This window comes from Hydrogenophaga sp. T2 (genome assembly GCF_049843535.1).
GTDB lineage: Bacteria > Pseudomonadota > Gammaproteobacteria > Burkholderiales > Burkholderiaceae_C > Hydrogenophaga > Hydrogenophaga crocea.
In genome coordinates this window covers 217198-243907 of the sequence record NZ_JBBHZJ010000006.1, presented here as the reverse complement: position 1 = coordinate 243907, position 26710 = coordinate 217198, and the positions used below count along the sequence as shown (strand labels likewise).

At 70.9% G+C, this 26710-nt stretch carries 28 protein-coding genes; 22 read left to right on the top strand and 6 right to left on the bottom strand.

Going from position 1 to position 26710, the window contains the following annotated elements; genetic code table 11:
• Window positions 1-9 precede the first annotated feature (9 nt).
• Window positions 10-1212 carry a YbfB/YjiJ family MFS transporter gene (locus WDZ95_RS15790; protein WP_425779764.1) on the bottom strand — a complete coding sequence of 401 codons (1203 nt, stop codon included), beginning with the start codon at window positions 1210-1212 and terminating at the stop codon, window positions 10-12.
• Window positions 1213-1310: 98 nt separating this feature from the next.
• On the opposite strand from WDZ95_RS15790, the gene WDZ95_RS15785 reads away from it, so the two are divergent.
• Window positions 1311-2672: a transaminase gene (locus WDZ95_RS15785; RefSeq protein ID WP_425779762.1), complete on the top strand. Its 1362-nt coding sequence runs from the start codon at window positions 1311-1313 to the stop codon at window positions 2670-2672.
• A 51-nt stretch (window positions 2673-2723) separates the two neighbouring features.
• On the opposite strand, the gene WDZ95_RS15780 is transcribed toward WDZ95_RS15785, so the two are convergent.
• Entirely contained in the window at window positions 2724-3305 is a 582-nt protein-coding gene (locus WDZ95_RS15780) for a hemerythrin domain-containing protein (protein WP_166229186.1), read from the bottom strand.
• 62 nt (window positions 3306-3367) lie between these two features.
• Window positions 3368-5629, bottom strand: coding sequence for a heavy metal translocating P-type ATPase (locus WDZ95_RS15775; RefSeq protein WP_425779760.1), 2262 nt, complete (start codon window positions 5627-5629; stop codon window positions 3368-3370).
• A gap of 127 nt (window positions 5630-5756) precedes the next feature.
• Here WDZ95_RS15775 and WDZ95_RS15770 point away from each other — a divergent pair, with 127 nt between their 5' ends.
• The 11 genes from WDZ95_RS15770 to WDZ95_RS15720 all read left to right on the top strand — a co-directional run bounded on the left by WDZ95_RS15770 (window position 5757) and on the right by WDZ95_RS15720 (window position 12067).
• Window positions 5757-5957, top strand: a complete 201-nt coding sequence (locus WDZ95_RS15770) for a heavy-metal-associated domain-containing protein (protein WP_425779758.1) — start codon at window positions 5757-5759, stop codon at window positions 5955-5957.
• Complete coding sequence (gene cueR / locus WDZ95_RS15765; protein WP_425779756.1) at window positions 5954-6430, top strand: Cu(I)-responsive transcriptional regulator; 477 nt, start codon at window positions 5954-5956, stop codon at window positions 6428-6430. The genes WDZ95_RS15770 and cueR overlap by 4 nt, the downstream gene beginning before the upstream one ends.
• 64 nt (window positions 6431-6494) lie before the next feature.
• Entirely contained in the window at window positions 6495-7070 is a 576-nt protein-coding gene (locus tag WDZ95_RS15760) for a Spy/CpxP family protein refolding chaperone (protein WP_425779754.1), read from the top strand.
• A 319-nt stretch (window positions 7071-7389) separates the two neighbouring features.
• A complete protein-coding gene (gene minC, locus WDZ95_RS15755) occupies window positions 7390-8136 on the top strand; it encodes a septum site-determining protein MinC (protein ID WP_425779752.1) in 747 nt (248 codons plus the stop codon).
• Between the two features lie 26 nt (window positions 8137-8162).
• Window positions 8163-8978 (top strand): septum site-determining protein MinD, encoded by an 816-nt coding sequence (gene minD / locus WDZ95_RS15750; RefSeq protein WP_425779750.1) that lies wholly within the window; start codon window positions 8163-8165, stop codon window positions 8976-8978.
• Window position 8979: 1 nt separating this feature from the next.
• Window positions 8980-9240 (top strand): cell division topological specificity factor MinE, encoded by a 261-nt coding sequence (gene minE / locus WDZ95_RS15745; RefSeq protein WP_166229172.1) that lies wholly within the window; start codon window positions 8980-8982, stop codon window positions 9238-9240.
• A gap of 180 nt (window positions 9241-9420) precedes the next feature.
• Complete coding sequence (gene infA / locus WDZ95_RS15740) at window positions 9421-9675, top strand: translation initiation factor IF-1 (protein ID WP_425779748.1); 255 nt, start codon at window positions 9421-9423, stop codon at window positions 9673-9675.
• Window positions 9676-9795: 120 nt separating this feature from the next.
• Window positions 9796-10314, top strand: coding sequence for a hypothetical protein (locus WDZ95_RS15735; RefSeq protein ID WP_425779746.1), 519 nt, complete (start codon window positions 9796-9798; stop codon window positions 10312-10314).
• 34 nt (window positions 10315-10348) lie between these two features.
• On the top strand, window positions 10349-10978 hold the full coding sequence (locus WDZ95_RS15730; protein ID WP_166229166.1) for a LysE family transporter: 630 nt from the start codon (window positions 10349-10351) through the stop codon (window positions 10976-10978).
• A 34-nt stretch (window positions 10979-11012) separates the two neighbouring features.
• Complete coding sequence (locus WDZ95_RS15725) at window positions 11013-11516, top strand: type II toxin-antitoxin system Phd/YefM family antitoxin (protein ID WP_425779744.1); 504 nt, start codon at window positions 11013-11015, stop codon at window positions 11514-11516.
• Between the two features lie 8 nt (window positions 11517-11524).
• A complete protein-coding gene (locus tag WDZ95_RS15720) occupies window positions 11525-12067 on the top strand; it encodes a DUF6036 family nucleotidyltransferase (RefSeq protein ID WP_425779740.1) in 543 nt (180 codons plus the stop codon).
• Window positions 12068-12076: 9 nt separating this feature from the next.
• On the opposite strand, the gene WDZ95_RS15715 is transcribed toward WDZ95_RS15720, so the two are convergent.
• Window positions 12077-12715, bottom strand: coding sequence for a TetR/AcrR family transcriptional regulator (locus WDZ95_RS15715; protein WP_425779738.1), 639 nt, complete (start codon window positions 12713-12715; stop codon window positions 12077-12079).
• A 134-nt stretch (window positions 12716-12849) separates the two neighbouring features.
• Between WDZ95_RS15715 and WDZ95_RS15710 the strand changes: the two genes are divergently transcribed.
• The 7 genes from WDZ95_RS15710 to WDZ95_RS15680 all read left to right on the top strand — a co-directional run bounded on the left by WDZ95_RS15710 (window position 12850) and on the right by WDZ95_RS15680 (window position 22345).
• On the top strand, window positions 12850-14688 hold the full coding sequence (locus WDZ95_RS15710; RefSeq protein ID WP_166229162.1) for a feruloyl-CoA synthase: 1839 nt from the start codon (window positions 12850-12852) through the stop codon (window positions 14686-14688).
• On the top strand, window positions 14685-15932 hold the full coding sequence (locus WDZ95_RS15705; RefSeq protein ID WP_425779736.1) for a thiolase family protein: 1248 nt from the start codon (window positions 14685-14687) through the stop codon (window positions 15930-15932). The genes WDZ95_RS15710 and WDZ95_RS15705 overlap by 4 nt, the downstream gene beginning before the upstream one ends.
• Before the next feature lie 62 nt (window positions 15933-15994).
• Window positions 15995-17134, top strand: a complete 1140-nt coding sequence (locus tag WDZ95_RS15700; RefSeq protein ID WP_425779734.1) for an ABC transporter substrate-binding protein — start codon at window positions 15995-15997, stop codon at window positions 17132-17134.
• Window positions 17135-17169: 35 nt separating this feature from the next.
• Window positions 17170-18207: a branched-chain amino acid ABC transporter permease gene (locus tag WDZ95_RS15695; RefSeq protein WP_287468470.1), complete on the top strand. Its 1038-nt coding sequence runs from the start codon at window positions 17170-17172 to the stop codon at window positions 18205-18207.
• 1 nt (window position 18208) lies between these two features.
• The gene (locus WDZ95_RS15690; RefSeq protein ID WP_425779732.1) at window positions 18209-19984 is read left to right on the top strand and encodes an ABC transporter permease subunit; all 1776 of its coding nucleotides are present in this window, start codon (window positions 18209-18211) and stop codon (window positions 19982-19984) included.
• A 1-nt stretch (window position 19985) separates the two neighbouring features.
• Entirely contained in the window at window positions 19986-20714 is a 729-nt protein-coding gene (locus tag WDZ95_RS15685; RefSeq protein WP_425779730.1) for an ABC transporter ATP-binding protein, read from the top strand.
• Complete coding sequence (locus WDZ95_RS15680) at window positions 20711-22345, top strand: acyl-CoA dehydrogenase family protein (RefSeq protein ID WP_425779728.1); 1635 nt, start codon at window positions 20711-20713, stop codon at window positions 22343-22345. The genes WDZ95_RS15685 and WDZ95_RS15680 overlap by 4 nt, the downstream gene beginning before the upstream one ends.
• Window positions 22346-22378: 33 nt before the next feature.
• Here WDZ95_RS15680 and WDZ95_RS15675 read toward each other — a convergent pair whose 3' ends face one another.
• Together WDZ95_RS15675 and WDZ95_RS15670 are read right to left on the bottom strand one after the other, a co-directional pair.
• Window positions 22379-23689: an NAD(P)/FAD-dependent oxidoreductase gene (locus WDZ95_RS15675; RefSeq protein WP_425779726.1), complete on the bottom strand. Its 1311-nt coding sequence runs from the start codon at window positions 23687-23689 to the stop codon at window positions 22379-22381.
• Window positions 23690-23716: 27 nt separating this feature from the next.
• On the bottom strand, window positions 23717-24277 hold the full coding sequence (locus tag WDZ95_RS15670; protein WP_425779724.1) for a hypothetical protein: 561 nt from the start codon (window positions 24275-24277) through the stop codon (window positions 23717-23719).
• A gap of 104 nt (window positions 24278-24381) precedes the next feature.
• On the opposite strand from WDZ95_RS15670, the gene pncB reads away from it, so the two are divergent.
• The 3 genes from pncB (at window position 24382) to WDZ95_RS15655 (ending at window position 26706) form a co-directional block, all read left to right on the top strand.
• Complete coding sequence (gene pncB / locus WDZ95_RS15665) at window positions 24382-25575, top strand: nicotinate phosphoribosyltransferase (protein ID WP_425779722.1); 1194 nt, start codon at window positions 24382-24384, stop codon at window positions 25573-25575.
• Window positions 25576-25690: 115 nt separating this feature from the next.
• On the top strand, window positions 25691-26134 hold the full coding sequence (locus WDZ95_RS15660; RefSeq protein ID WP_425779963.1) for a VOC family protein: 444 nt from the start codon (window positions 25691-25693) through the stop codon (window positions 26132-26134).
• Complete coding sequence (locus tag WDZ95_RS15655) at window positions 26131-26706, top strand: flavin reductase family protein (protein WP_425779720.1); 576 nt, start codon at window positions 26131-26133, stop codon at window positions 26704-26706. The genes WDZ95_RS15660 and WDZ95_RS15655 overlap by 4 nt, the downstream gene beginning before the upstream one ends.
• The last annotated feature ends 4 nt before the right edge of the window (window positions 26707-26710 follow it).

The following is a 26710-nucleotide window of genomic DNA, read 5'->3' as shown; positions in this document are numbered from 1 at the left end:
GGCCGCTGCTCAGAGCGCGCGCTGGCGCCAGGCCAGCAGCGCGCCCAGCCACAGCGCCGCGGCCGAGAAGACCAGCCCGCGCGCCAGGCCGCCCGGGCCGTCGGCGATCAGGCCCACCACCGTGGGCCCCACGATCTGGCCGGCCGCGAACACGATGGTGAAGGCGCTGATGCCCGCGGCCCACTGCGCGGGCGGCAGGTTGTGGCGCACCAGCGCGGTGGTCGACGCCACCACCGACAGGAACACCGCGCCGAACAGCAGGCCCGAGGCCAGCACCAGCGGCCAGGCCGCGGTGAGCGCGGGCACGATGGCCGCCACGCCGAGCAGCGCGTTGAGCCGCGCCAACGCCCCGCCGCCGCGCTCGCGGTCGAGCAGACCGGCCCAGATGCGCGACGAAGCCAGCACCGCCACGCCCAGCAGCGCGTAGAACAGCGTCAGCGCCGCGGCCGTGCTGCCCTGCTCGCGCAGCAGCGCGATCACGAAGGTCATGTAGCCGATGTAGCCGATGCCGAAACAGCCGTAGCCCGCGAGGCCGAAGCCGAAATCGCGCACGCGGAACACGCGGTGGCCCGGCGCCTGCGCGTTCGGTGCCGGCGCGGGCAGCGCCGCGAGCACCCGCGCGGGCCACACCATGAGGGCCGTGGCCAGCAGGCAGGCCAGCGCCAGCATCCACCAGGCCCAGGCCCAGCCGTGCGGCTGCGCCGCGGCGGCCGCGAGCACCGGCGGCACGCCCAGCGCCGACACCACGATGCCCAGGCCCGTGCCGCCGTAGTACAGGCCCAGCAGGAAGCCGCTGCGCGCCGGGTCGCGCGCGCCCAGCCGCGCCGCGAGCAGGCCGCCCGTGATGAACACCAGCGCGCTCGCCACGCCCGCGAGCAGGCGCTGTGCGAGCAGCGGCGCGGCCGCCGTGAAGAAGCCGCTCAGGCCCATGAACAGCGAGGCCAGCAGCGAGCCCGCGAGCAGCACCGTCGCGGGCCGCCAGCGGCGCATCAGCAGCGGCGTGGCGAGCGCACCGATCAGGTAGCCGGCCGCGTTCACCGTGTTCATCGCGCCCGCGAGCGTGTAGCTCCAGCCCAGGTCCTCGCGCATGGGCGGCAGCAGCAGGCCGTAGGCGAAACGCGTGATGCCCAGCGAGACCGCGGCCCCGAGCGACAGCGCCAGCGCCAGGCGCAACAGGGGAAGGGGGTGATCGCGGGTCGGCATGCGCGGCATTGTGGCCGTGTGCCCCCGCAGGGCCTGTCGCGCCGGTCCGCCCCGGGGCCCGCGCACTGGCTCCGTGCGGCCGCTGCGTGTGGCCGTAGAGTGGCCGCATGAACCCCTCCATCGCTTCGCAGCGCATCGCGGCCCTGCAGCAGGCCGAGCGCGAGCGCTTCATCGCCACCCACCCGCGCTCCGTGGCCCAGGCCGAGGCCGCGCGCGCCTACTACCTCTTCGGCGTGCCCCTGCACTGGATGCGCGACTGGCCCACGCCCGCCACGCTGGCCGTGCACAGCGCGCAAGGCATCACGCTCACCTGCGCCGACGGCCACCGCTACGCCGACTTCTGCCTCGGCGACACCGGCGCCATGTTCGGCCACAGCCCCGCGCCGCTCGCGCACGCCATCGCCGAGCAGGCCGCGCAAGGCCTCACCTGCATGCTGCCTTCCACGCGCAGCCCGGCCGTGGGCGAGGCCCTGCAGCGCGTGTTCGGCCTGCCGCTGTGGCAGATGGCGCTGAGCGCGAGCGACGCCAACCGCTTCGTGCTGCGCTGGGCGCGCGCCATCACGGGCCGGCCGCAGCTGCTGGTGTTCGACGGCTGCTACCACGGCGCGGTCGACGACACCCTGGTCGACCTTGACCCCGCCACCGGCCGCACCCTGCCCCGGCCCTCGGTGCTGGGCCAGGTGCACAACCACGCCGCGTTCACGCGCGTGGTGCCCTTCAACGACCTCGCCGCGCTCGAGGCCGCGCTCGCGCCCGGCGACGTGGCCTGCCTGCTCGCCGAACCCGCGCTCACCAACTTCGGCCTGGTGCCGCCCGCCGACGGCTTCTGGCCCGCCGTGCGCGCGCTGTGCCGCCGCCACGGCGTGCTGTTCGTGATGGACGAGACCCACACCGTGTCCACCGCGCTCGGCGGCTACGCGCGCGCCCATGCGCTCGACCCCGACGTGCTGGTGGTGGGCAAGGCCGTGGCCGGCGGCCTGCCCTGCGCGGTCTACGGCTTCACGCACGCGGTGGGTGCGCGCATGGCCGCGGCCAAGGCGGCCGCGCCCGAGGGCCACAGCGGCATCGGCACCACGCTGGCGGGCAACGCGCTCACCTTGGCCGCGCTCGACGCCGCGCTCACGCACCTGCACACGGCACCGAACTACCGCCACATGCTCGCACTCGCGGCCGAGCTCGAACAAGGCCTGGTGCAGCGCATCGCGCGGGCGCAGCGGCCCTGGACGGTGACGCGCCTGGGCGCGCGGCTCGAACTGCAGTTCATGCCGCACACGCCGCGCCACGCGCAGGACGTGCGCGACCATGCCCAGAGCGAACTCGAAGCGCTCACGCACCTGTTCATGCTCAACCGCGGCGTGCTGCTCACACCCTTCCACAGCATGATGCTGGTGAGCCCCGAGACCCGCGAAGGCGATGTGGCCGCGCTGCTCGCGGTGTTCGATCAGCTGCTCGCCGAACTGGCGCGCTGACCGCCAGCCCAAGCACCCGCCCAAGCACCCGCCCGAGCGCCAGCCGATGCCTCAGCCCACGCCCACCGGCGCGGGTGCGAGCCGCACGATGCGCGTGAACAGGCGGTCGAAGGCCGGGTCGCGCGCGCCTTCGGGGCTCAGCGGGTCGGTGTGCGCGGCGAAAGCGGCGTCGAGCAGGCGGCGGTCTTCGTCGCTCAGCGACTGCTCGGCCGCGGGCAGCACGAGCTGCTCTTCGAGGCGCATGTGCGCGAGGTAGAAATTCACGTAGGCCTGCACTTCGTCGACGAAGGCCTGGCGGCGCGGCTCGCCCAGGTACTCCCAGGCCATGAGCAGGTGCACGAGCTCGCGCACGCGGTCTTCGCCGCCCATGTGTTCTTTCTCGAGGCGCTGGATGGCCTCGAGCGTGTGCGGCGCGGCGCGCGCCACGCGCGGGAACAGCAGGTCCGATTCCTTGGGATGGTGCAGCTTCTCGGGAAACTCGCCGATGTAGAACAGCATGGCGCGCAGCACATCGAAGAAACGCTCGGGCCCGTCGGTCTCGGGCCCGCGTTCGATCATCGCCAGCATGGAGCGCAGCATCGCGGCCAGGCTCGCGTGCTCGTCGCGAACGGTGCGCAGGGCGTCGCGTTTCATGGGCATCTCCTCACAATGGCCGCGAGCATCCCACGCGCGGCCACCGTGCGCCTTGACACAGGTCAAGGCCGCCAGCGTTTGAGCAGCAGCGCGTTGCTCACCACGCTCACCGAGCTCAGCGCCATGGCCGCACCGGCCACCACCGGGTTGAGAAAACCCAGCGCCGCCAGCGGTATGCCGGCCACGTTGTAGGCAAAGGCCCAGAACAGGTTCTGTCGGATCTTGCGCACCGTGCGGCGCGAGATGTCGAAGGCCGCCGCCACCAGCTGCGGTTCACCGCGCATGAGCGTGATGCCTGCGGCGTGCAGGGCCACGTCGGCGCTCGCGCCTTCGCTGTGGCCCATGGCCAGGCCCACGTCGGCCGCGGCCAGCGCGGGCGCGTCGTTCACGCCGTCGCCCACCATGGCCACCACGCGCCCGCCCTGTTGCAGCGAACGGATCGCCGCGGCCTTGTCGGCCGGCAGCACCTCGGCCATCACCTCTTCGGGCCGCAGGCCCAGGCGCTCGGCCATGGCCTCGGCGGCGGCGCGGTTGTCGCCCGACACCAGCGCCAGCTGCAGGCCGCGCTCGCGCAGGCGCGCCAGGGCCTCGCGCGCACCGGGCTTGGGCTCGTCGCCGAAGGCCAGCACCGCGAGCGCCGTGAAGCGCTCGGGGGCGTCGCGGCGCGCCAGCACCGAAACCGACGCGCCCTGCGCGAGCGCGCGCTGCACCATGGGCTGCAGCGGGGCCATGCCCACCCCCAGCGCCTCCATCCAGCGCAGGCTGCCCAGCAGCAGCAGCGCGCCATCCACCGTGCCCTGCACGCCACGGCCCGTCACGGCCTGCAGCTCGCGCGCCTCGGGCCAGGCCAGGCCGCGCTCGCGCGCCGCCTGCAACACCGCGCGGGCCAGGGGGTGTTCGCTGCCGGCCTGCAGTGCGGCGGCCTGCACGAGCAGAGCGGCTTCGTCGCTGCCTGGGTCGCCCGCGAGGAACAGCAGACGCGGCCGGCCTTCGGTGAGCGTGCCGGTCTTGTCGAAGGCCACCGCCTGCACGCGGTGCGCGATCTCCAGCGCCTCGGCGTCGCGGATCAGGATGCCGTGCCGCGCGGCCACGCCGGTGCCGGCCATGATGGCCGCGGGCGTGGCCAGGCCCAGCGCGCAGGGGCAGGCGATCACCAGCACCGCCACCGCGTGCTGCAGCGCGTCTTCGAGCGGTGCGCCCAGCGCGAGCCAGGCCAGCAGCGTGACGACGCCGATCGCCAGCACCACCGGCACGAACACCGCGGCCACGCGATCGACCAGTCGCTGCACCGGCGCCTTGCCGGCCTGCGCGTCCTGCACCAGCGCAATGATGTGCGCGAGCACCGATTGCGCACCACTCGCGCGCACCTCGACCACCACCAGGCCTTCGCCATTGAGCGAGCCGCCCGTGACGCCGCTGCCCGGCGCCTTGGGCACGGGCATGGCCTCGCCGGTGAGCATGGATTCGTCGGCCTGGGTGTGGCCGTCCACCACCTCGCCATCGGCCGCGAAGCGCTCGCCCGGCAGCACCTGGATGCGGTCGCCCGGCAGCAGCTCTTCCACCGGCACCTCGACCATCTCGGTGCGGCGCACGCCGTCGGGCAGCAGCCGCGCGCGCTCGGGCCGCAGCGCCTGCAGCGCGCGGATGGCCTCGGTGGTCTGGCGCTTGGCGCGCGCTTCGAGCCATTTGCCGAGCAGCACCAGCGTGATCACCACGGCCGAGCCCTCGTAGTAGAGGTGCACCATCTCGCCCGCGTCGGCGCGCCACCAGAGCCAGGTCGACAAGGCCCAGCCGGCCGTGGTGCCGATGGCCACCAGCAGCTCCATGTTGCCGCTGCCGGCCTTGAGCGCGTGCCAGCCGGCGCGATAGAAACGCGCGCCCAGCACGAACTGCACCGGCGTGGCGAGCAGGAACTGCCAGAGCGCGGGCAGCATCCAGTGCTTGCCCAACAGGTCGCCCACCATGGGCCCCACGAGCGGCGCCGACAGCAGCGCGGCGATCAGCACGGGCCAGGCGTTGCGCGGCACGCCGAGCACCCGGTCGCGGTCGGGGTCGTCGTCGGTCTCGACCGCGCGCGGCTCGTAACCGGCGTCGCGCACCGCGCGCCTGAGTCGCGCGGCCAGCGCCGGGTCGCCCGCGGCAGCGGTCACGCGCGCGGTCTCGGTGGCCAGGTTCACACTCGCATCGATCACGCCGGGCTGCTTGCGCAGGGCGCGCTCCACGCGGCCCACGCACGAGGCGCAGGTCATGCCGCCGATGCCGAGGTCGATCTCGCAAACCTCGGCATCGGCTGTGGCCGTGGACAGGGTGGTGGTGGTGTTCATGCCCGGCATGGTGCACCTTGCCACGATGGCAAGGTCAAGAACCACCGATCGGAACACCCTGCGCTTGACCTTGACATGGTGTCAAGCTTGAGAATGAAGCCGTTCCTTCAACCCCCGGAGCTTTTCCATGAACCAGACCTTCACCGTGCAGGGCATGACCTGCGGCCACTGCGAACGCGCCGTGACCACCGCCATCAAACAGCTCGACCCGCAGGCCGAGGTGCGCATCGACCGGTCGCACAACCGCGTCGACGTGACCAGCGCCCAGCCGCGCGAGAAGATCGCCGAGACCATCCGCGAGGAAGGCTATGCGGTGAGCGCCGGATGAACACCGACCTGTCCCCGGTGCCCTGGCCGGTGAGCATCGGCCAGGCCGCGCAGCTCAGCGGCATCTCGCCCAAGATGCTGCGCCACTACGAAAACCTCGGCCTGCTCGGTGCGGTGCACCGCACCGAGGGCAACTACCGCCAGTACGCCGAGGCCGACGTGCACACGCTGCGCTTCATCCGGCGCGCGCGCGACATGGGCTTCACGCTCGACGAGATCCGCGACCTCGTGAACCTCTGGCACAACCGCCGGCGCAGCAGCGAGAACGTCAAGCGCATCGCGCAGCGCCACATCGACGAACTGGGCGAACGCATTGCCGCCCTCGAGGCCATGCGCCGCACGCTGCAGGACCTGGTGCAGCGCTGCCCGGGCAACCAGCGGCCCGACTGCCCCATCCTCGACGACCTCGGCGGCGCGGGCGACACCGGTCTTTACCGAAAGAACACAGAAACGCCGCGCTTGTTGCACGGTTGATGCACGGTTGCGGCGCACAGTCATTCCCACGCCACCACCCCGGTGGCCCTTTGCAGGAGTGACCATGAAGACCTTGTTTGTCCGCCGCACCGCCGCCACCGTCCTGGCCACGACCATCGTCGGCCTGTCCCTGACCGCACTGGCGCAAAACATGCCCAGCCCCCCGGCCGCCGGCCAGCCGCCCGCCGCGGTGAAGGCCGAGCGCCCGGGCGCACCGCGCGCCGACGCGCAGCGCCATGCCGAGCACCAGCAACGCCTGCAACAGCGCATGGCCGAGCACCAGGCCCGTCTGAAAGCCAGCCTGCAGCTCACGCCGCAGCAGGAGCCTGCGTGGAACGCCTTCGTGGCGCGCATGCAGCCCCCGCAAGGCCCGGCCCAGCCGCCGATGGACCGCGAGGCCTGGCACAAGCTGAGCACGCCCGAGCGCCTGGACCGCATGGACGCGATGAAGGCCGAGCGCGACCGCGCGATGGCCCAGCGCCACGACGCGATCCGCAGCTTCTACGCGCAACTCAATCCCGCGCAACAAAAGGCCTTCGACGCGCAACAGCCGATGTCCGGGCCGCGCGGCGAGCGCGGTCACCTCCGCGGCCACGACCACCGTCACGGCGGCCCGCACCAGGGTCCTGGTCGCGGCTGAGGGAGTTCGGCTGTCTTATCTATGGTTTCTTTTTAAAAGATAGTCGTAGCTAGTAGAAGGGCGCTGTCTTCTGTGGACAAGCGCCCTTTTCCCTTGTGGCGCAAGGCGTTTGTGAACCGGACAAGCCTGTGGGGAGGGGCCGGTTCCCGGTGTTCGCCGATGGGGACAAACCCGCCGCCCGCGCCCCGCCTGTGGACAACAGCGGGCTTGTGCCAGAACTTTCCACAGGTTTGTCCAACATCCGGTCACGAACGCTCACCGGACGCCCCGGTGCCCGCTGCTACACTGCGCGCCTTTCCGCCGTGCCCGACCTCCGTCCATGCCCGTGTCCCTGGGCGGCCAAGCGCCCGCCAGTTTCGACCTCAAGAGCGCCCACCTCCCGCTGCTGGCCCTGCTGCTCAAGTCGAGCGACCTGGATCTGCTGCGCCGCGAGTTCGGCGAACGCTACGGCGACCAGCCCGAGTTCTTCGACCACGATCCGCTGCTGATCGATCTGCAGGGCGTGGCCGATGCGGGCGCGCCCGACCTCGCTGCCGTGGTGGCCCTGCTGCAGGAGCACCGCCTGCGCGCGGTCGCCGTGCACGCGCTCGACGACGCCCAGCGCGCCGCGGCCCGCAGCGCTGGCCTCCCGCTGGCCGATGGCATCAACCTGCCGCGCGAAGCGCCTCGCCAGCCGGCGCGCGAGGCCGCGGTGGCGCCGCCCCCGCCGCCCGTGAACCCGGCCGCGCTGGTGGTGGACAAACCGCTGCGCTCGGGCCAGCAGGTGTATGCGCGCGGCCGCGACCTGGTGGTGATGGCACCCGTGAACCCGGGCGCCGAGGTCATCGCCGACGGCCACATCCATGTGTACGCGCCGCTGCGCGGCAAGGCCATCGCGGGTGCGCGCGGCTTTGCCGATGCGCGCATTTTTTCGCTGGCCATGGCACCCGAGCTGGTGTCCATCGCCGGCATCTACCGCACGAGCGAAGTGCCCCTGCCCGGTGAGCTGCACGGCAAGCCGGCCCAGGTGCGCCTGCAACGCACGCCCGACGGCGAGAAGCTCGTGATCGATCCGCTGCCTGCCTGAACCATCCGAATCCAAGGAACCGCACCATGACCCGTATCGTCGTCGTCACCTCCGGCAAGGGCGGGGTGGGCAAGACCACCACCAGCGCCAGCTTCGCCACCGGCCTCGCGCTGCGCGGCCACAAGACCGCCGTCATCGACTTCGACGTCGGCCTGCGCAACCTCGATCTGATCATGGGCTGCGAGCGCCGCGTGGTCTACGACCTGATCAATGTGATCCACGGCGAGGCCAAGCTCGGCCAGGCCCTGATCAAGGACAAGCAGGTCGACACGCTGTATGTGCTCGCGGCCAGCCAGACGCGCGACAAGGATGCGCTCTCGCAGGAGGGCGTCAAGCGTGTGCTCGACGAGCTCGCCGAGATGGGTTTCGACTTCATCGTCTGCGACTCGCCCGCGGGCATCGAAACCGGGGCGCTCCTGGCCATGCACTACGCCGACGAGGCCCTGGTGGTGACCAACCCCGAGGTGTCCAGCGTGCGCGACTCCGACCGCATCCTGGGCATGCTTTCGAGCAAGACCCAGCGCGCCATCGACGGCAAGGACCCGATCAAGGAGCACCTGCTGATCACGCGCTACAACCCCTCGCGCGTGGCCGACGGCCAGATGCTCTCGCTGCAGGACATCCAGGACATCCTGCGCATCCCGCTGATCGGCGTGATCCCCGAGAGCGAGAGCGTGCTCACGGCGTCCAACCAGGGCACGCCGGCGATCCACCTCAAAGGCAGCGACGTGGCCGAGGCCTATGGCGACGTGATCGACCGTTTCCTGGGCGCCGAAAAGCCCCTGCGCTTCATCGAGGCCGAGAAGGCCGGCTTCTTCAAGCGCCTGTTCGGAGGGAAGTGACATGTCCCTGCTGTCCTTTCTGCTCGGCGAGAAGAAAAAGACCGCCAGCGTCGCCAAGGAGCGGCTGCAGATCATCCTGGCGCACGAGCGGGCCGGCCGCAGCGCCGCGGAACCCGACTACCTGCCCGCGCTGCAGCGCGAGCTCGTGGCGGTGATCGGCAAGTACATCCGCATCGACCCCAACGACATCAAGGTGCAGCTCGAACGCCAGGACAACCTTGACGTGCTCGAGGTCAAGATCGAGCTGCCCGAGAAGCGCTGAAGCGCGACCCGGTAAAATCCGGGGGTTTTGCGCGCCGCCGCGCGCCTGCCCGGGCTCCGCGCCCGGGCCGTTCGCCGGCCATCGCCCCGATGGCCATTTCCTCGCTTCCACGCACCCGGGCCTGCGCTGCAGCTCCGGGCGGCTTGCGTGGTGGCGTCGTAGCCACTGAAAAGGATCCGCATGGCCAAGGAAGAACTGATCGACATGATGGGTATCGTCAACGAGGTGTTGCCCGACACGCGTTTTCGCGTGACCCTGGACAACGGGCACCAGCTCATTGCCTATTCCGCCGGCAAGATGAAGAAGAACCACATCCGCATCCTCGCGGGTGACCGCGTTTCGCTGGAACTTTCGCCCTACGACCTGACCAAGGGCCGCATCAATTTCCGCCACCTCGAAGGTCGCGGTCCCGCTGCGCCGCGCAAGCGCAACTGAGCATCCCGTCACGCGCTTGTCACGGTCGGGTGTTAGCCCGACCGGTGGCATTCAGCGCGCCGCTGCGGCGCCGAGATCACAGGCATGCCCCCACCGGGGGTTCCGTGATCGAGGTGACCGATGCTTGCGCGCCCAGTTCTTTCCCGCCTTTGCCTGCCCGCAGCCCGGGTCTGGCTGATCGCCCTGGCGCTGCCGCTCGCGGCCTTTGCCGCGCGCGCCGATGATGGCCCGGCCACGCCGGTGGCCGACACGTCCTCGGTGTGGGTCAACGTCGGTGGCTTCTCGCGCCACTTCAACCGCCACGCGCACTACAACGAGCGCAACCTGGGCTTCGGCCTCGAATGGCGCCGCTCGCCCGACGTGGCGCTGATGGCGGGCGTGTACGACAACAGCCTGGGCAAGCACTCGCAGTACGCGGCCGTGAACTGGCAGCCCTGGCAGATCGGGCCCGTCAAGCTCGGTGCGGCCATCGGTGTGCTCAATGGCTACCCCGCGATCGAGCGCGGCGGCACTTTCTTCGCAGCCCTGCCCATGGCCACCATCGAAGGCCGGCGCTTCGGCATCAACCTGGGCGTGATCCCCTCGATGAAGAACGTGGACGGTGCGCTGCTGCTGCAGTTCAAGCTGAGGATCCGGTAGCATCGCTGCCCCTCTGCTGCTCGCTCCGCCCACCATGGAATTCACCACCTGGCTCGCCTTTTTCGCCGCTTCCTGGGCCATCAGCATCTCGCCGGGCGCGGGCGCCGTGGCCGCCATGAGCTCGGGCCTGTCGCACGGTTTCCGCCGCGGCTACCTCACCACGCTGGGGCTGGTGCTGGGCATCTGGACGCAGATCCTGGTGGTGGGCGTGGGCCTGGGCGCGCTGGTGGCCGCCTCGGCCACGGCCTTCACGGTCATCAAATGGGCCGGCGTGGCCTACCTGGTGTGGCTGGGCATCCAGCAATGGCGCGCGCCCGCGCGGCCCATCGCCGAGGCCGGCACCGACGCCACGCCGCGGCGCGCGCGCGAGCTCATCGTGCGCGGCTGGATCATCAACGCGCTCAACCCCAAGGGCACGGTGTTCCTGCTCGCCGTGGTGCCGCAGTTCCTCAACCTGGCCCAGCCGCTTGCGCCCCAGTACCTGGTGATCGCGCTCACGCTGGGCTTCACCGACCTGGTGGTGATGGCGGGCTACACCGCGCTCGCGGCGCGGCTGCTGAGTTCGCTCAAGTCGAGCGCCCATGTGCGCGCCCTCAACCGCGTGTTCGGCACGCTGTTCGTGGTGGCGGGCGGGCTGCTCGCGCTGTTCAAGCGCAGCGCTTGATTTCACGCCCAATGAATTGTCTAATTTGTCCATTATGAACAAATTAGACAATTTGCCGCAGGTGCCGGCTACGCAGGCAAAACAGGCCTTTGGCGAAATGCTGGACCGTTTGCGGTCCGAGCCAGCGCTGGCCATCACGTCCCACGGCCGCATCAAGGCCTTGATGGCCGCACCTGAGGTCTGGGATTCGAATTCGAAGTCGCTCGACGAAGCCCATCGCGCGGTTGATCAGATGAAGCGGCAGCTGGCCCGCGCGAAACAGGCCGAACTCGAATCCCAACGCCTGCAGCGCCATGCCCAGCTCGCCGTCGAGTTGCTGAGCGCGCCGCGTTCGCGCCAGGACGCCTTGATTGCCCAGGCCCGCGCCATGCTCAAGAAGTGGAAAGACGAACGGCTGGTCAGCGAGGATTACATCGGGAAATGGGAGCAACTGCTGGGGTTGCCCGTGAAGCAGTTGGCCAGTGCGATCGTGGGTGACGCCGATGGCTGGGGCCGTGCGCTTCGGCAGAACACGCCTTTTGTCCTGGCGCCCCGGTAATCCCAACCATGTCGCGAAAACTCGACCTGTTGTTCGAGGCCTTGCGCAGGGCACGCGACATCACCGGACACACCGAATTCGTGGTCGTGGGTAGCCTCAGCGCCCTGGTGCACGAAACCCGGGGACCGCTGCCAAGCGCCATGACCCTGTCTAACGATTTCGACGCCTACACGCGAGCCGATCCCGAGCGCATGCTCGACGTGGTGTCGGCGCTGGGAGAGGGCAGCGCCTTCTTCGCCGAAACAGGTGTTTTCATCGATCCCGTCACACCGCAGTTGTGCACCCTGCCCGAGGGTTGGGAAGGTCGCATGCACCTGCTGGAGCGGGACGGCGTCAAGGTTTGCTTCCTCGACTTCGCGGACGCTGCGATCTCGAAGTACGCACGTGGTGAGCCCAACGATCTGCGATGGATCCGGGCCGGTATCGAAGCGGGTCTTCTTGACCTCGACGTGGTGGTGAAGCGCCTGCGTTTCACGCGCTTTCTCGATGCCGACGAAGAGCGTTCAACGCGCGAACGCGTCCAGCGCGACCTCCAGCGTTCGAACCGATAAACCGGCCAGTTACGGCACCGTCACGCGCTGCGTGAACAGCCGCTCCGCGAAGCGGCGCCGCTCGTCCTGCTGGGCCTTGCTGCTCAGCGTGGGCATGAGCGATTCCGACACGATGTAGCCGTAGAGCATGAAGGCGCGCGAGCGCGCTTCCATCACCGGAAAACCCAGGGCCGAGAACACCTGCGCGATGTAGCCGATGCGGCTCGCATCGGCCTCGTCGACCGCGAAACGCGCCATCTGGTCGCGCCGGGCCCAGGCGCGGATCGCGAGCTCGATGCGCGCCGCGCGCGCCGCGGAGCGGCCGCGAAATGGCAGCGAGAGCACGTCGCGCAGCTGCGCCATCGGGTCTTCGTGCGCGGACTCGAGCCGCGCCGTGAGGTTTTCGGTGGCGGTCTCGCGCCAGGCCTGCAGCACCCGGCGCAGCAGGTCCTCGCGGTCCTTGAAGTGCCAGTAGAAGCTGCCGCGCGTGACGCCCAGGTGCTGCGCGAGCAGGTCCACGCGCACGTGGTCGATGCCCTGGTCCACCAGCACCCCGGTCGCGGCCTCGATCCAGGTCTCGGGCGTGAGCGACACGCGTGCGGCCTCGCCACCCGCGCGGGTCTTGCGCGCCGGGGCGGTGGCCTTGGGGCTGTCGCTGGTCGAACTCACGGCGCGGATTCTATCGATGGCGTCTTCAAAGGGCTCCGTACAGAAATGTACGGAGCTAGGGAAAAACCCTGTACCCCCCTGGTGAAAACCCTCGATAGCATTGGTTATCAAACATACATAACTGTATGGAGACCATGAGCACCCTCGACTGGATGGCCGATCCCGCCTGGATCGCACCGCCCGCGGCCACGGTGGAACACCGGGCCGACGGCAGCTTTGTGCTGCGCTCGCCCGAGCCCCTGGGCGATTACGCGCGTTGCGTGGGCGAATGGCTCGAGCACTGGGCCCGCCACACGCCCGACGCGCCCGCGCTGGCCGAGCGCACGCCCGAGGGCGGCTGGCGCCGCCTGAGCTGGGGCGCCTTGCGCGCGCAGGTGGGCCGCGTCGCGCAGGCCCTGCTGGGCCTGGACCTCGCGCCCGACGCGCCGGTGGTGGTGCTGTCCGACAACGGCATCGACCACCTGCTGCTGGTGCTCGCCGCGCAGCACATCGGCCGCGCGAGCTGCACCGTGTCGAGCGCCTACTGCCGCCTCACGCGCGAGTACAGCAAGGTGCACGGCATCCTGCACACGTTGCAGCCCGCGCTGGTCTATGCGTCCGACGCCGCGGTGTACGGCCCCGCGATCGCCAGCAGCGGCCTGCAGGTGCCCGTGGTGTTCAGCCAGGGCGCCGACACCGTGCAGGACCGCATCCCCGGGGCCCTGGCGTTTGAACAACTGCTGGCTGGCGACGAGACGCCCGCGGTGCGCACGGCCTTCGAGGCCATCACGCCCGACACCACGGCCAAGTACCTGCTCACCTCGGGCTCCACCGGCACGCCCAAGGTGGTAATCAACACACACCGCATGCTGTGCGCGAACCAGCAGATGATCGCGCAGGCCTGGCGTTTCCTGCGCCATGAAAAGCCGGTGCTGGTCGACTGGCTGCCCTGGAGCCACACCTTCGGCGGCAACCACAACCTGCACATGGTGATGTGCCACGGCGGCACGCTGGTGATCGACGAAGGCCGGCCCGCGCCGGGCCTGATCGAGAAGACGGTGGCCAACCTCGCCGAGGTGCAGCCCACCATCTGGTTCAACGTGCCGCGTGGCTTCGACATGGCCATGCCCCTGCTCGAGGCCGACGAGGACCTGGCGCGCCGCGTGCTGGGCCGGCTGCGCACGGTGTTCTACGCCGGTGCCGCGCTGCCGCAGGCCAGCTGGGAACGGCTGCAGCGGCTCGCCAGGCGCGTGCTCGGCCGCGAGGTCTGGCTCACCACCTCCTGGGGCTCCACCGAGACCGCGCCCGCGGTCACGAGCGCGCACTGGCGCATGGAGCGCGCGGGTGTGATCGGCGGGGTGCTGCCCGGCGTCGAACTCAAGTTCGTGCCCAATGGCGAGAAACACGAGCTGCGCATCCGCGGCGTGAACATCTTCCCCGGCTACCGCCACGCGCCCGAGCTCAGCGCCCAGGCCTTCGACGAAGAGGGCTACTACCGCATCGGCGACGCCGGCTACCTGGCCGACCCGAAGGCGCCCGAGCGCGGCGTGGTGTTCAACGGCCGCGTGGCCGAAGACTTCAAGCTCACCACCGGCACCTGGGTGTCGGTGGGCACGCTGCGCCTGCGCGTGGTGTCGGCGCTCGCGCCGCACGCACAGGACGTGGTCATCACCGGCCACGACCGCGACCAGATCGGCGTGCTCGTGTTCCCCACCCCGGCCGCGGCCCGGCTGCCACGCGACGAGCTGCACGCGCACATCGCGCGCGGCCTGGCCGCGCTGCGCGCCGAAGGCGGCGGCTCCTCGCAATCGCCCACGCGCGCGCTGGTGCTCGACGAAGCCCCGAGCGTGGACGCCGGCGAAATCACCGACAAGGGCTACCTCAACCAGCGTGCCGTGCTGCAGCGCCGCGCGGCCCTGGTCGAAGCCCTTTACGACGACAACGACACGGCGCGCGTGGTGCGCCCCGCCACCCCCGAGAAAGCCCTCCCATGAGCCGCGGCCAGAGCCAGACCTTCGACGACGTTTTCATCCTTGACGGGGTTCGCACCCCCATGGTCGATTACATGGGTGCGTTCGCCGATGCCAACCCGATCGACCTCGGCATCAAGGTGGCGCGCGAGATCCTCGCGCGCACCGGCGTGCCCGCCGAGCGCATCGACTCGGTGATCGCGGGCAACATGGCCCCGGGCGGCTTCGATCAGTTCTACGTGCCGCGCCACATCGGCCTGTACGCGGGCGTGCCGGTCGAGGTGCCCGCGCTCATGGCGCAGCGCATTTGCGGCACCGGCTTCGAACTGTTCCGCCAGGCCGGCGAGCAGATCGGCGCGGGCGTGGCCAGCCACGTGCTGGTGGTCGGCACCGAGTCCATGACGCGCAACCCCATCGCGGCCTTCGACCACCGCGGCGGCTTCCGCCTGGGCGCGCCCATCGGCTTCAAGGACTACATGTGGGAGGCGCTCACCGATCCGGCCGCCGACATCAGCATGATCCGCACCGCCGAGAACCTGGCGCAGCGCTACGGCCTCACGCGCGAAGACGTGGACGCCTTCGCCGCGCGCAGCTTCGAGCGCGCCGTGGCGGCGCAGGCCGCGGGCTGGTTCGACGGCGAGACCGTGCCCGTGGCGAACGAGGAATTCCAGCGCGAGGGCTACCAGCCGCGCCGCCTGCGCCTGAGCGGCAAGGCCGCCGTGGCCGACCGCGACACCCACCCGCGCCCCACCCCGCCCGAGGTGCTGGCCAAGCTGCGCACCGTGTTCAAGGACGGCGTGCAGACCGGCGGCAACAGCTCGGCCCTCACCGACGCGGCCGCGGCCGCGGTCGTGACCAACGGCGCGGGCGTGAAGGCCGCGGGCAAGGCCCCGCTGGCGCGCCTGGCCGCCGCCGCCGTGGTGGGCGTGCCGCCCGAGATCATGGGAATCGGTCCGGCGCCGGCCATCCGCCTGCTGCTCGAGCGCGCGGGCCTGGCGCTGGGCGACATCGCGCGTTTCGAGATCAACGAGGCGCAGGGCGCGCAGGCGCTGGCCGTGGCGCGCGAGCTGCAGCTCGATCAAGACAGGCTCAACGTGCACGGCGGCGCGATCGCGCTCGGCCACCCCTTGGCGGCCACCGGCGTTCGCCTCACCATCACCGTCGCGCGCCAGTTGCGCGACATCGGCGCGCGCTGGGGCATCGCCTCGGCCTGCGTGGGCGGTGGCCAGGGCATTGCCCTGCTGGTCGAGAATCCCGCGGCCGCCTGAGCCGATTTCACGCCCTCGCGTGTGCGGGCCACGAGCACACGCAACACCACCGGAGACAACGCATGAAGAAACTGCTGAAGCACACCCTGGCCGTCGCTGTCGCGGCCACGCTCACCGGCGCCGCCTGGGCCGACATCACCATCGGCGTGAGCGCGTCGCTCACCGGCCCGGCCTCGGGCCTGGGCATTCCGGTGGCCAACGGCGTGAAGATGTGGCCGTCCACCATCGGCGGCGAGAAGGTCAACGTGATCGTGCTCGACGACGCCACCGACCCCACCAAGGGCGTGCAGAACGCGCGCCGCTTCGTCAACCAGGACAAGGTCGACGTGATCGTGGGCGCGGTCGCCACGCCGGTGGCCATCCCCATGGCCGAGGTGGCGATCGAATCGAACACCGTGCAGCTCGCGCTCTCGCCCATCGGCCTGCCCCCGGGCAAGGACGCCTGGAGCTTCCGCATGCCGCAGAGCAACAACGTCATGGCCGAGGCCATGGTCGAGCACATGAAGAAGCAGGGCGTCAAGAGCGTGGGCTTCCTGGGCTACACCGACGCCTACGGCGAGCAGTGGCTGCAGGCCCTGAATCCGCTGCTCGAGAAGGCCGGCATCAAGATGCTGGGCGTCGAGCGCTTCGCGCGTTCGGATACCAGCGTGACCGCGCAGGCCCTCAAGCTCGCCTCGCTCAACCCCGACGCCATGGTGATCGTCGCCTCGGGCAGCGGCGCGGCCATGCCCCAGCTGGGCCTGGTCGAGCGCGGCTACAAGGGCAAGTACTACCAGACGCACGCCGCGGCCACGCGCGACCTGATGCGCGTGGGCGGCAAGGCCGTCGAGGGCACCTTCGTGACCTCGGGCCCCGTGGTGGTGGCCGAGCAGCTGCCCGACAACCACCCCAGCAAGGCCGTGGGCGTGAAGTTCAACGCCGAGTACGAAAAGATCCACGGCGCCGGCATGCGCAACCAGTTCGCCGCGCACTCCTACGACGCCTACCTGCTGCTCGACAAGGTCGTGCCGGTGGCGCTCAAGAAGGCCAAGCCCGGCACGCCCGAGTTCCGCGCGGCCCTCAAGGACGCGATCGAAGCCGAGGCCGCCATGCCCGTCACGCACGGCATCCTGGACTTCACCGCCACCGACCACTGGGGTTTCAAGACCGGTTCGGGCGTGGTGATGAAGGTCGTCAACGGCGACTGGAAGCTCGAGCACTGATCGGCATTTGAAGGATTGACGGGAGACCGCGACCCATGGACCTGAACATTGCCGCGATCCTCGGGGTCGATGGCGTCATCAACGGCGCGATCTACGCGCTGGTGGCGATCGCCCTCGTCCTGGTGTTCGCGGTCACCCGCATCGTTTTCATCCCGCAGGGCGAGTACGTCGCCTTCGCGGCCCTCACCATGGCGCTGTTCCAGAGCGGCGCCGTGCCCGGCACCGTGTGGCTGCTGCTGCTCATGGTGGCGCTGGCGCTGGTGCTCGACACCGTGCGCGCCTGGCGCGAAAGCTGGCCGCTCGCGCGCTGGGCGAAGCTGGCCGTGCGCACCGCGGCCCTGCCGCTGGTGGCCTGCGGCCTCACCGTGTGGCTGGCGCCCAAGCAGCCGCCCATGTTGGTGCAGGCCGCGCTCACGCTGGCCCTGGTCACGCCCATGGGCCCGCTGGTGTACCGGCTGGCCTACCGCTCGCTCGCGAGCGCAAGCGTGCTGGTGCTGCTGATCGTCTCGGTGGGCGTGCACTTCGCGCTGACCGGCCTGGGCCTGGCCTTCTTCGGCGCCGAGGGCTTCCGCAACCCGAGCTTCTGGGACGAGCGCTTCAGCCTCGGCCCGATCGCGCTCAGCGGCCAGGCGCTCATCATCCTCATCGCCTCGGTGGCGCTCATCGCTGCGCTGTTCGTGCTGTTCGACCGCACGCTCACCGGCAAGGCGCTGCGCGCCACCTCGGTCAACCAGACCGGCGCGCGGCTCATGGGCATCTCCACCGACGCCGCCGGCTCGCTGAGCTTCACGCTCGCGGCCTTCATCGGTGCGCTCTCGGGCCTGCTCATCGGCCCGACCACCACCATCTTTTTCGACAGCGGCTTCCTGATCGGCCTCAAGGGCTTCGTGGCCGCCGTGTTCGCCGGCCTCACCAGCTTCCCGCTCGCGCTCGTGGGCGCGCTCGGCGTCGGGCTGATCGAGGCCTTCGGCTCGTTCTGGGCCAGTGCCTTCAAGGAAGTCATCGTGTTCACCGCCATCCTGCCGGTGCTGCTGTGGCGCTCGTTCGTCGACCCGCATGACGAGGAGCATTGACATGGACCTGCGTCGCTACGGCCTGCTGGCCTTCGTGGTGGTCATGGCCGCCGTGCCCTTCCTGCCGGTGCCCGACTACTGGATCACCAAGCTCAACTACGTGGGCCTGTTCGGCCTGGTGGCGCTGGGCCTGGTGCTGCTCACCGGCATCGGTGGCCTCACCTCGTTCGGCCAGGCCGCGTTCGCGGGCCTGGGCGCCTACGCCAGCGCCTACCTGGCGGTGAAGGTGGGCCTGTCGCCCTGGATCGGCCTGCTCGCGGGGCTGGCCATCACGCTGGCCGTGGCCGTGGTGCTGGGCTGGGTCACGCTGCGCATGTCGGGCCACTACCTGCCGCTGGCCACCATCGCCTGGAGCCTCTCGCTCTTCTACACCATGGGCAACCTCGAAGCCCTGGGCAAATACGACGGGCTGCTCGGCGTGCCCGCCATCGAATTGTTCGGCATCAGCCTGCAGGAAGAGCGGCGCATCTACCTGCTGATCTGGGCCGTGGCCATCGCGGCGGCGATCGCCGTCACGCGCCTGCTCGACTCGCGGCCCGGCCGCATCATGCGCGCGCTCAACGCCAACCGCGGCGGCGGCTCCACCATGCCCGAGGCCATGGGCGCTTCGGCCTTCCGCCACAAGATGCTGATGTTCGTGATCGCCGCGCTGCTCGCGGCCGTCTCGGGCTGGCTGTTCGCGCACATGCAGCGCAGCGTGAACCCCTCGCCCTTCGGCATCAAGTTCGGCATCGAGTACCTGTTCATGGCGGTGCTCGGCGGCGCGGGCCACGTGTGGGGCGCGTTCACCGGCGCGGCGCTGGTCAAGCTCGCCGAAGACCAGCTGCAGACCTGGCTGCCCGCGCTGCTGGGCACCTCGGGCAGCTACGAGATCATCGTCTTCGGCGTGGTGCTGGTGCTGGTGCTCAAGTTCGCGCCCGAGGGCCTGTGGCCCTCGATCGAGCGCCTGCTGCCGCGCCGCCGCGCGCGCGCCGTGGACACCACGGCCACGCTGCCGGCGCGCGACAAGCCCGCCGCGGGCAGCACGCTGCTCGAGGTGAAGTCGGTGCGCCGCACCTTCGGCGGCCTGGTGGCCGTCAATGGCGTGGCCTTCAACATCCAGGCCGGCCAGATCTTCGGCCTCATCGGCCCCAACGGCGCCGGCAAGTCCACCACCTTCAACCTGATCTCGGGCGTGCTGCCGCTGTCGGGTGGCGAGGTCTGGCTGCGCGGCGAACGGGTCGACGGCCTGCCTTCGCGCGAGATCGCGCGCCGCGGCCTCTCGCGCACCTTCCAGCACGTGAAGCTGGTGCCCGACATGACGGTGCTCGAGAACGTGGCCCTGGGCACCTACCTGCGCACGCGCAGCGGCACCGCCGCGGCCATGCTGCGCCTGGACCGCGCCGAAGAGGCCCGCGCCTTCGCCGAGGCCGCGCGCCAGCTGCAGCGCGTGGGTCTGGGCGAGCAGATGCACGAGCTGGCGGGCAACCTGGCCCTGGGCCCGCAGCGCCTGGTCGAGATCGCGCGCGCGCTGGCCAGCGACCCGGCCCTGCTGCTGCTCGACGAACCCGCGGCCGGCCTGCGCCACCGCGAGAAACAGGCGCTGGCCGAGGTGCTGCGCCAGCTCAAGGGCGAGGGCCTGAGCCTGCTGCTCGTGGAACACGACATGGACTTCGTGATGAACCTGACCGACCGCATCCTGGTGATGGAGTTCGGCACCCCGCTGCTCGAAGGCACGCCCGAAGAAATCCAGGCGAGCGAAAAGGTGCGCGCGGCCTACCTCGGCACGGAGCATTGACATGAGCGAACTTCTGCTGGAAGTGAACGACCTGCACGCCGGCTATGGCAAGGCCGAGGTGCTGCGCGGCATCACGCTGAGCGTGCGCGCGGGCCAGGTGGTGACCGTGATCGGGCCCAACGGCGCGGGCAAGTCCACGCTGCTCAACGCGCTCATGGGCCTGCTGCCGCAGCGCGGCGGCCTGCGCTTCAACGGCGAAGACGTCTCGCGCCTCACGCTCGAAGAGCGCGTGATGGCCGGGCTGGCGCTGGTGCCCGAGAAGCGCGAGCTGTTCGGCACCATGAGCGTGGAAGACAACCTGGTGCTGGGCGGCTGGCGCCCCATGAAGCAGCGCGCGCCGCGCTGGCGCGAAGGGCTCGAGCAGGTCTTCGAGCTGTTCCCGCGCCTGAAGGAGCGCCGCGCGCAGGCCGCCGGCACGCTCTCGGGCGGTGAGCGCCAGATGCTCGCCATCGGCCGCGCGCTCATGGGCCAGCCCAGGCTGCTCATGCTCGACGAGCCCAGCCTGGGTCTGGCGCCGCTGATCGTGCGCGACATCTTCCGCATCGTCGAGACGCTGCGCGAACGCGGCGTGAGCATCCTGCTGGTGGAGCAGAACGCGCGCGCCGCGCTCAACGTGGCCGACGAAGGCCACGTGCTCGAAACCGGCGACATGGTGCTCTCGGGCCCGGCCGCGCAACTGGCGACCGACCCGCGCGTGATCGAGACCTACCTGGGGGCGAAAAAAGGATGAGCTGGGGATACGAAGCGCCGCTCGCATCGATGCGGCGCGTGATCGACGAGGTGCTGGGCGCGCCCGCGCTGTGGGCCGAGTGCCCGGCCTTCGCCGAACTCGACATCGACACCGCCGACGCCGTGCTGCAGGAAGCCGCGCGCTTCGCGAGCGAGGTGCTGCAACCGCTCAACGGCCCGGGCGACCTGGCCGGCTGCGTGCGCGAGGCCGACGGCTCGGTGAAGACGCCGCCGGGTTTTCGCGCCGCCTACCAGGCCTTCGTGCAAGGCGGCTGGCCCGCCCTGCCCTGCGACCCCGCCTGGGGCGGGCAAGGCCTGCCGTTGCTGCTCGACGCCGCCATGCGCGAGATGCTCGACGCCTGCAACCACGGCTGGAACATGTACCCCGACCTGCTGCACGGGGCCTACGAAACGCTCAAGCACCACGGCAGCGACGCGCTCAAGGCGCGCTACCTGGCCAAGATCGCCAGCGGCGAATGGCTGGCCGCCATGGCGCTCACCGAGCCACAGGCCGGCAGCGACCTGGGCCAGCTGCGCACGCGTGCCGAGCCGCAGGCCGACGGCAGCCTGCGCATCAGCGGCAGCAAGATCTTCATCAGCGGCGGTGAGCACGACCTCACCGACAACATCGTGCATCTGGTGCTGTGCCGCCTGCCCGATGCGCCCGCGGGCACCAAGGGCCTGTCGCTCGCGCTCGTGCCCAAGTGGCTGCCCGACGGCAGCCGCAACGCCATGGTCTGCGACGGCATCGAGAAAAAGATGGGCATCAAGGCCAGCGCCACCTGCGCCATGCGCTACGAAGGCGCCACGGGCTGGCTGGTGGGCGAGGCCAACCGCGGCCTGGCGGCGATGTTCCTCATGATGAACTCGGCCCGGCTGCACGTGGGCCTGCAGGGCCTGGGCCACCAGGAAATGGCGGCGCAGAACGCGCAGCGCTACGCCGAGGAGCGCGTGCAGATGGGCAAGCCCATCGCGCAGCACCCCGCGGTGCGGCGCACGCTGCAGCGCCTGCGCACCTACACCGAAGCCCAGCGCGTGCTCGCCTACCGCGCTGCGCTGGCGCTCGACCTCGCCGACCACCACCGCGACGAGGCGGTGCGCGCGCGCGAGCGCCGCTTCGCGGCGCTGCTCACACCGGTGGTCAAGGCCTTCTGCACCCACCACGGCTTTCACGGCCCGGCCGAGGCGCTGGGCCTGTGGGGCGGCTACGGCTACGTGCACGAATACGGCATCGAGCAGACGGTGCGCGACGCGCGCATCGCGATGATCTACGAGGGCACCAACCAGATCCAGGCGATCGACCTCGCGCAGCGCAAGCTGCTCGCCGACGGCGGCGCCGCGCTCACCGAACTGCTCGACGGCCTGCAGGCCGAACTCGGCGAAGCCGCCGGCCTGCGTCGCCTGTTCGACGAGGCGCGCGCCGTGCTGCCCGCGTGGCTGGCGCGCTGCGCGCAAGGCGGCGCCACCCTGCTCGACACCGCCGACGACCTGCTGCACGCGCTCGCGCTCACGCTGCTGGCCTGGGCCGTGGCGCGGCTCGACGCCGCGGGCGAGGCCCACACGCCGGTGTTCGAGCGCGAGGGCGTGCCCGAGGGGCTGATGCACTGGTCGCGCGTGCGCGCGGCCCTCTGACGCGCGCGCTGCAGGCCCGGCGCTCGCCGCGCCTCAGTGCAGCTTCACCAGCGGCGTCGCACGCTTCACGAGGAAGCGCGCCAACGCCAGCACGGCGGTGCGCAGCGTGCCCAGCACCGCCTGGTGGTGCATGAGGTGCAGGCTCGCGTACATCAGCCGCGCGAGCAGGCCCTGCACGAACCAGTTCGCGCCGAACAGGTTGCCCATGAGGTTGCCCACCGAGCTGCGCGTGCCCAGCGAGACCAGCGAGCCGTGGTCGCGGTACACGAAGGGCCTGGCACGCGGCGCCTGCCCGCGCGCCAGGCGCAGCAGGCGCCCGGCGAGGTAGCTGGCCTGCTGGTGCGCGGCCTGCGCGCGCGGCGGCACCGGACGGCCGTCGGCCTGGGCGCAGGCCGCGTTGTCGCCCAGCGCGTGCAGGTGCGGCACGCCCTTGACGGCCAGGGCGCCGTCCACCTCGACCTGGCCGCCGCGTGCCACCGGCAGGCCCAGCGCGGCCAGCAGCGGCGGCGCCTGGATGCCCGCGGCCCACACCACCACGTCGGCCGGGAACACACGGCCCGCGCTGTCTTCGACCGCGCTGGGGCCGATGCGCGCGACGCGGCATTGCGTGACCACCTCGACGCCGCGCTCGCGCAGCAGCGCGGTGGCCGAGGCCGACACCTTCTCGGGCAGCGGCGCGAGGATGCGGTCCGCGCCCTCGAGCAGCGTGAGCCGCAGGTCGTGGCGCGCATCGAGGTGCTGGAAGCCGTAGCGCGTGAGCACCTGGCCCGCCTCGCGCAGCTCGGCCGCGAGCTCCACGCCCGTGGCGCCCCCGCCGATGATCACCACCTGCACCCGCCCTTCGCCGCCGTCGATCTTGCGCCGCTCGGCCACGGTGAGCAGGCGCAGCAGGCGCAGGCGGAAGCGCTCGGCGTCGGCGGGCTGGTTCAGCGCCACCGTGTGCTCGGCCGCGCCCGGCACGTTGAAGTGGTTGGCCGTGCTGCCCAGCGCGAGCACCAGTTCGCCATAGGCCAGCGTGCGCTCGGGGATCAGTTCGTCGCCGTGCTCGTCGGGCACCGCCGCCACGGTGAGGCGGCGCTGCGCGGTGTCGAGCCCGGTGAGCGCGCCGTAGCAGAACGCGAAGCCGTTGTCGTGCGCGAGCATCTCGTACGACAGGCCTTCCTGGTGGATGTCGAGCGTGCCCGCGGCCACCTCGTGCAGCGAGGGTTTCCAGACGTGAAAGAGCTGGCGGTCGACCAGGGTCACGCGCTGCGGGCCGAGCCGGCGGCCCAGCTTGCAGGCCAGTTCGAGGCCGCCGGCGCCGCCGCCGACGATGACGATGGGGAGAGAGGGGGTCTGGCTCACGCGCTGTGCTGGCAAGCCGCGTGCCCCTCAGAGCCGGGCGCCGGTGGCGCGTTCCATGGCCTGCATGGAGGCCTTGAAGATGCGCTGGCGCTCGGCCAGCGCGAGCTTGTGGTGGTCGTGCAGCTCGTGCATGGCGATGGTGAGGTCGAGCACGAGGTTCTTGAGCGCCTTGCGGTCGAGCTCGTGGCCGATGCGGCCATTGGGCAGCCGCACGCCCGGGCCCAGCGGCAACAGGCACAGCAGCAGCACGGTCCACAGGTCGGGCTCGGGCGCCAGGAAGTGCATCCAGTAGGGCCAGCGTTCGTGCAGCGCGCGCAGCACGTCGCGGCATTCGGGGATGGTGTGCACCTGCCGCGGGTCGCGTTCGAGGCCGTTGAAGGCGAAGAACACATGGCCCGTGAGCTGCGTGGTGCGCAGCGCGCTGTCGGAGAGCTGCTGCAGGTCGCGCGCGCACAGCTTCAGGCGGGCCGGTTCGGCGTCACCGGGCTCCAGCGTGAACACCACGTTCATCGCCCCGGCCGGCAAGGCGGCCAGGCCGGTGCCCAGCGCAACGCGCGGCGGCGGGGTGAGGGGCGGGCTGGTGGTCATGGCGCGAGGCGGGCCGGGCGGTGGGCAAGGCGTGACGTTAGCACGACTGCCGGGGCGGCGGCATCCCCCGGACGGTGCCCGGCGGCCTGAGCGAAGATCGCCGCATGAACCCCGTCATCCACAGCCTGCTCGACACCGACCTCTACAAGTTCTCGATGTGGCAGGCCATGCTGCACCGGCACCCCACCACGCAGGCGCGCTACACCTTCGTCTGCCGCAACCGCAGCGCCTACCCGCTGGCCGCGCTGCTCGACGAACTGAACCGCGAGCTCGACCACCTGTGCACGCTGCGCTTTCGCGCCGACGAACTGGCCTGGCTGGGCGGGCTGCGCTACATCAAGTCCGACTTCGTCGACTTCCTGCGCATCTTCCAGTTCCAGCGCGAGTTCATCCGCGCCAGCGTGGCGGACGGGCAGCTCACGATCGAGGCGCGCGGCCCGCAGGTGCACGTGATGGCCTTCGAGATCTTCGTGCTCGCGATCGTCAACGAGCTCTACTTCCGTCGTTTCGACACCGCTGCGGCGCTCGCCGAAGGCCGCCGCCGCCTGCGCGACAAGGTGGCGCGGCTGCAGGCGGTGGGCCGCGAGCCGCCGCTGCGCCACCCCTTCGAGATCACCGACTTCGGCGTGCGCCGCCGTTTCAGCGGCGACTGGCAGCGCGAGGTGGTGGCCACGCTGGCGGTGGAGGTGCCGCAGGTGTTCAAGGGCACGTCCAACGTGATGCTGGCGCGCGAGCTCGGGCTGGTGCCCATCGGCACCATGGCGCACGAGTACCTGCAGACCTACCAGACCCTGGGCGTGCGCCTGCGCGACTTCCAGAAGGCCGCGCTCGAGGACTGGGTGCAGGAGTACCGCGGCGACCTCGGCATCGCGCTCACCGACGTGATCGGCATGGACGCCTTCCTGGCCGACTTCGACCTCTACTTCGCCAAGCTCTTCGACGGCCTGCGCCACGACTCGGGCGACCCGATCGCCTGGGGCGAGAAGGCGCTGGCGCACTACGCGCGGCTGCGCATCGACCCCCACACCAAACGCCTGGTGTTCTCCGACGGCCTGGACATCGCCACCGCGCTGCGCATCCACCGCCACTTCGGCGACCGCGCGCAGCTCGGTTTCGGCATCGGCACCCACCTCACCAACGACATGGGCCTGCAGCCGCTCAACATCGTGATGAAGCTGCGCGAGGCCAACGGCCAGCCCGTGGCCAAGATCTCGGACACGCCGGGCAAGGCGCTGTGCGACGACGCGACCTTCCTGGCCTACCTGCGCCAGGTGTTCGGGGTGCGAGACGCGGCCTGAGCGCACGAACCGCCCGAGGGTGGGCATTTCGCCGCCACCCGACTAGCATCGCCCTTTCCTTCATTGCCCTTTTGCCCCCGCCCCAATGAGCACCGCCACCGCCACCCGCCCCACCATGACCGCGCCCACCACCAACCCGGCGCCGCTGTCGCCCTTCCATCTCGCGTTCCCGGTGCACGACCTCGAGGCCGCGCGCCGTTTCTACGGCGAGCTGCTCGGCTGCCCCGAAGGCCGCAGCTCGCCCGAGTGGATCGACTTCAATTTCTACGGCCACCAGATCGTGGCCCACCTCGCACCCGAGGCCTGCGGCAACGCCGCCACCAACGCGGTCGATGGCCATGGCGTGCCGGTGCGCCACTTCGGCATCGTGCTGCCCATGGCCGACTGGGAGGCCATGGCCGAGCGCCTGAAGGCGCTGGGCACGGCCTTCGTGATCGAGCCCTACATCCGCTTCCAGGGCCAGCCCGGCGAGCAGGCGACCATGTTCTTCCTCGACCCCTCGGGCAACGCGATCGAGGTCAAGGCCTTCGGCGACATCAACCGGTTGTTCGCGAAGTGAGCGGCTTCGCGCCGGTGCGGCTGGAACACGCAAGCCGCCTCATCAACCACGGCCCCACCGTGCTCGTGACGAGCGCGCACGGCGGCCGGCGCAACCTGATGGCCGCGGCCTGGTCCATGCCGGTGGAGTTCACGCCGCCGCGCATCGCGGTGGTGATCGACAAGCACACCTTCACGCGCGAACTCGTGAGCGCCAGCGGCGCCTTCGGCCTGTGCCTGCCGGGCCTGGCGCTCGCCGACCTCACCTGGAGCGTGGGCCAGCACAGCGGCCGCGACGGCGACAAGTTCGCGCGCTACGGCCTGAGCGCCACGGCCGGGCCGGTACTGGGCATGCCGCTGATCGAGGCCGGCTGCGCGGCCTGGCTCGAATGCCGGCAGATCCCCGAGCGCCACACCGAAGACGCCTACGACACCTGCTTCGCCGAGGTGGTGGCCGCCGCGGCCGACCCGCGCGTGTTCGCCAACGGCCGCTGGGTCTTCGACCCGCACAACGCCGATCTGCAGACCATTCACCACCTGGGCGCGGGCGTGTTCGTGCGCGCCGGGGGCACGGTGCAGGCGCGGGCGCTGTAGGCGC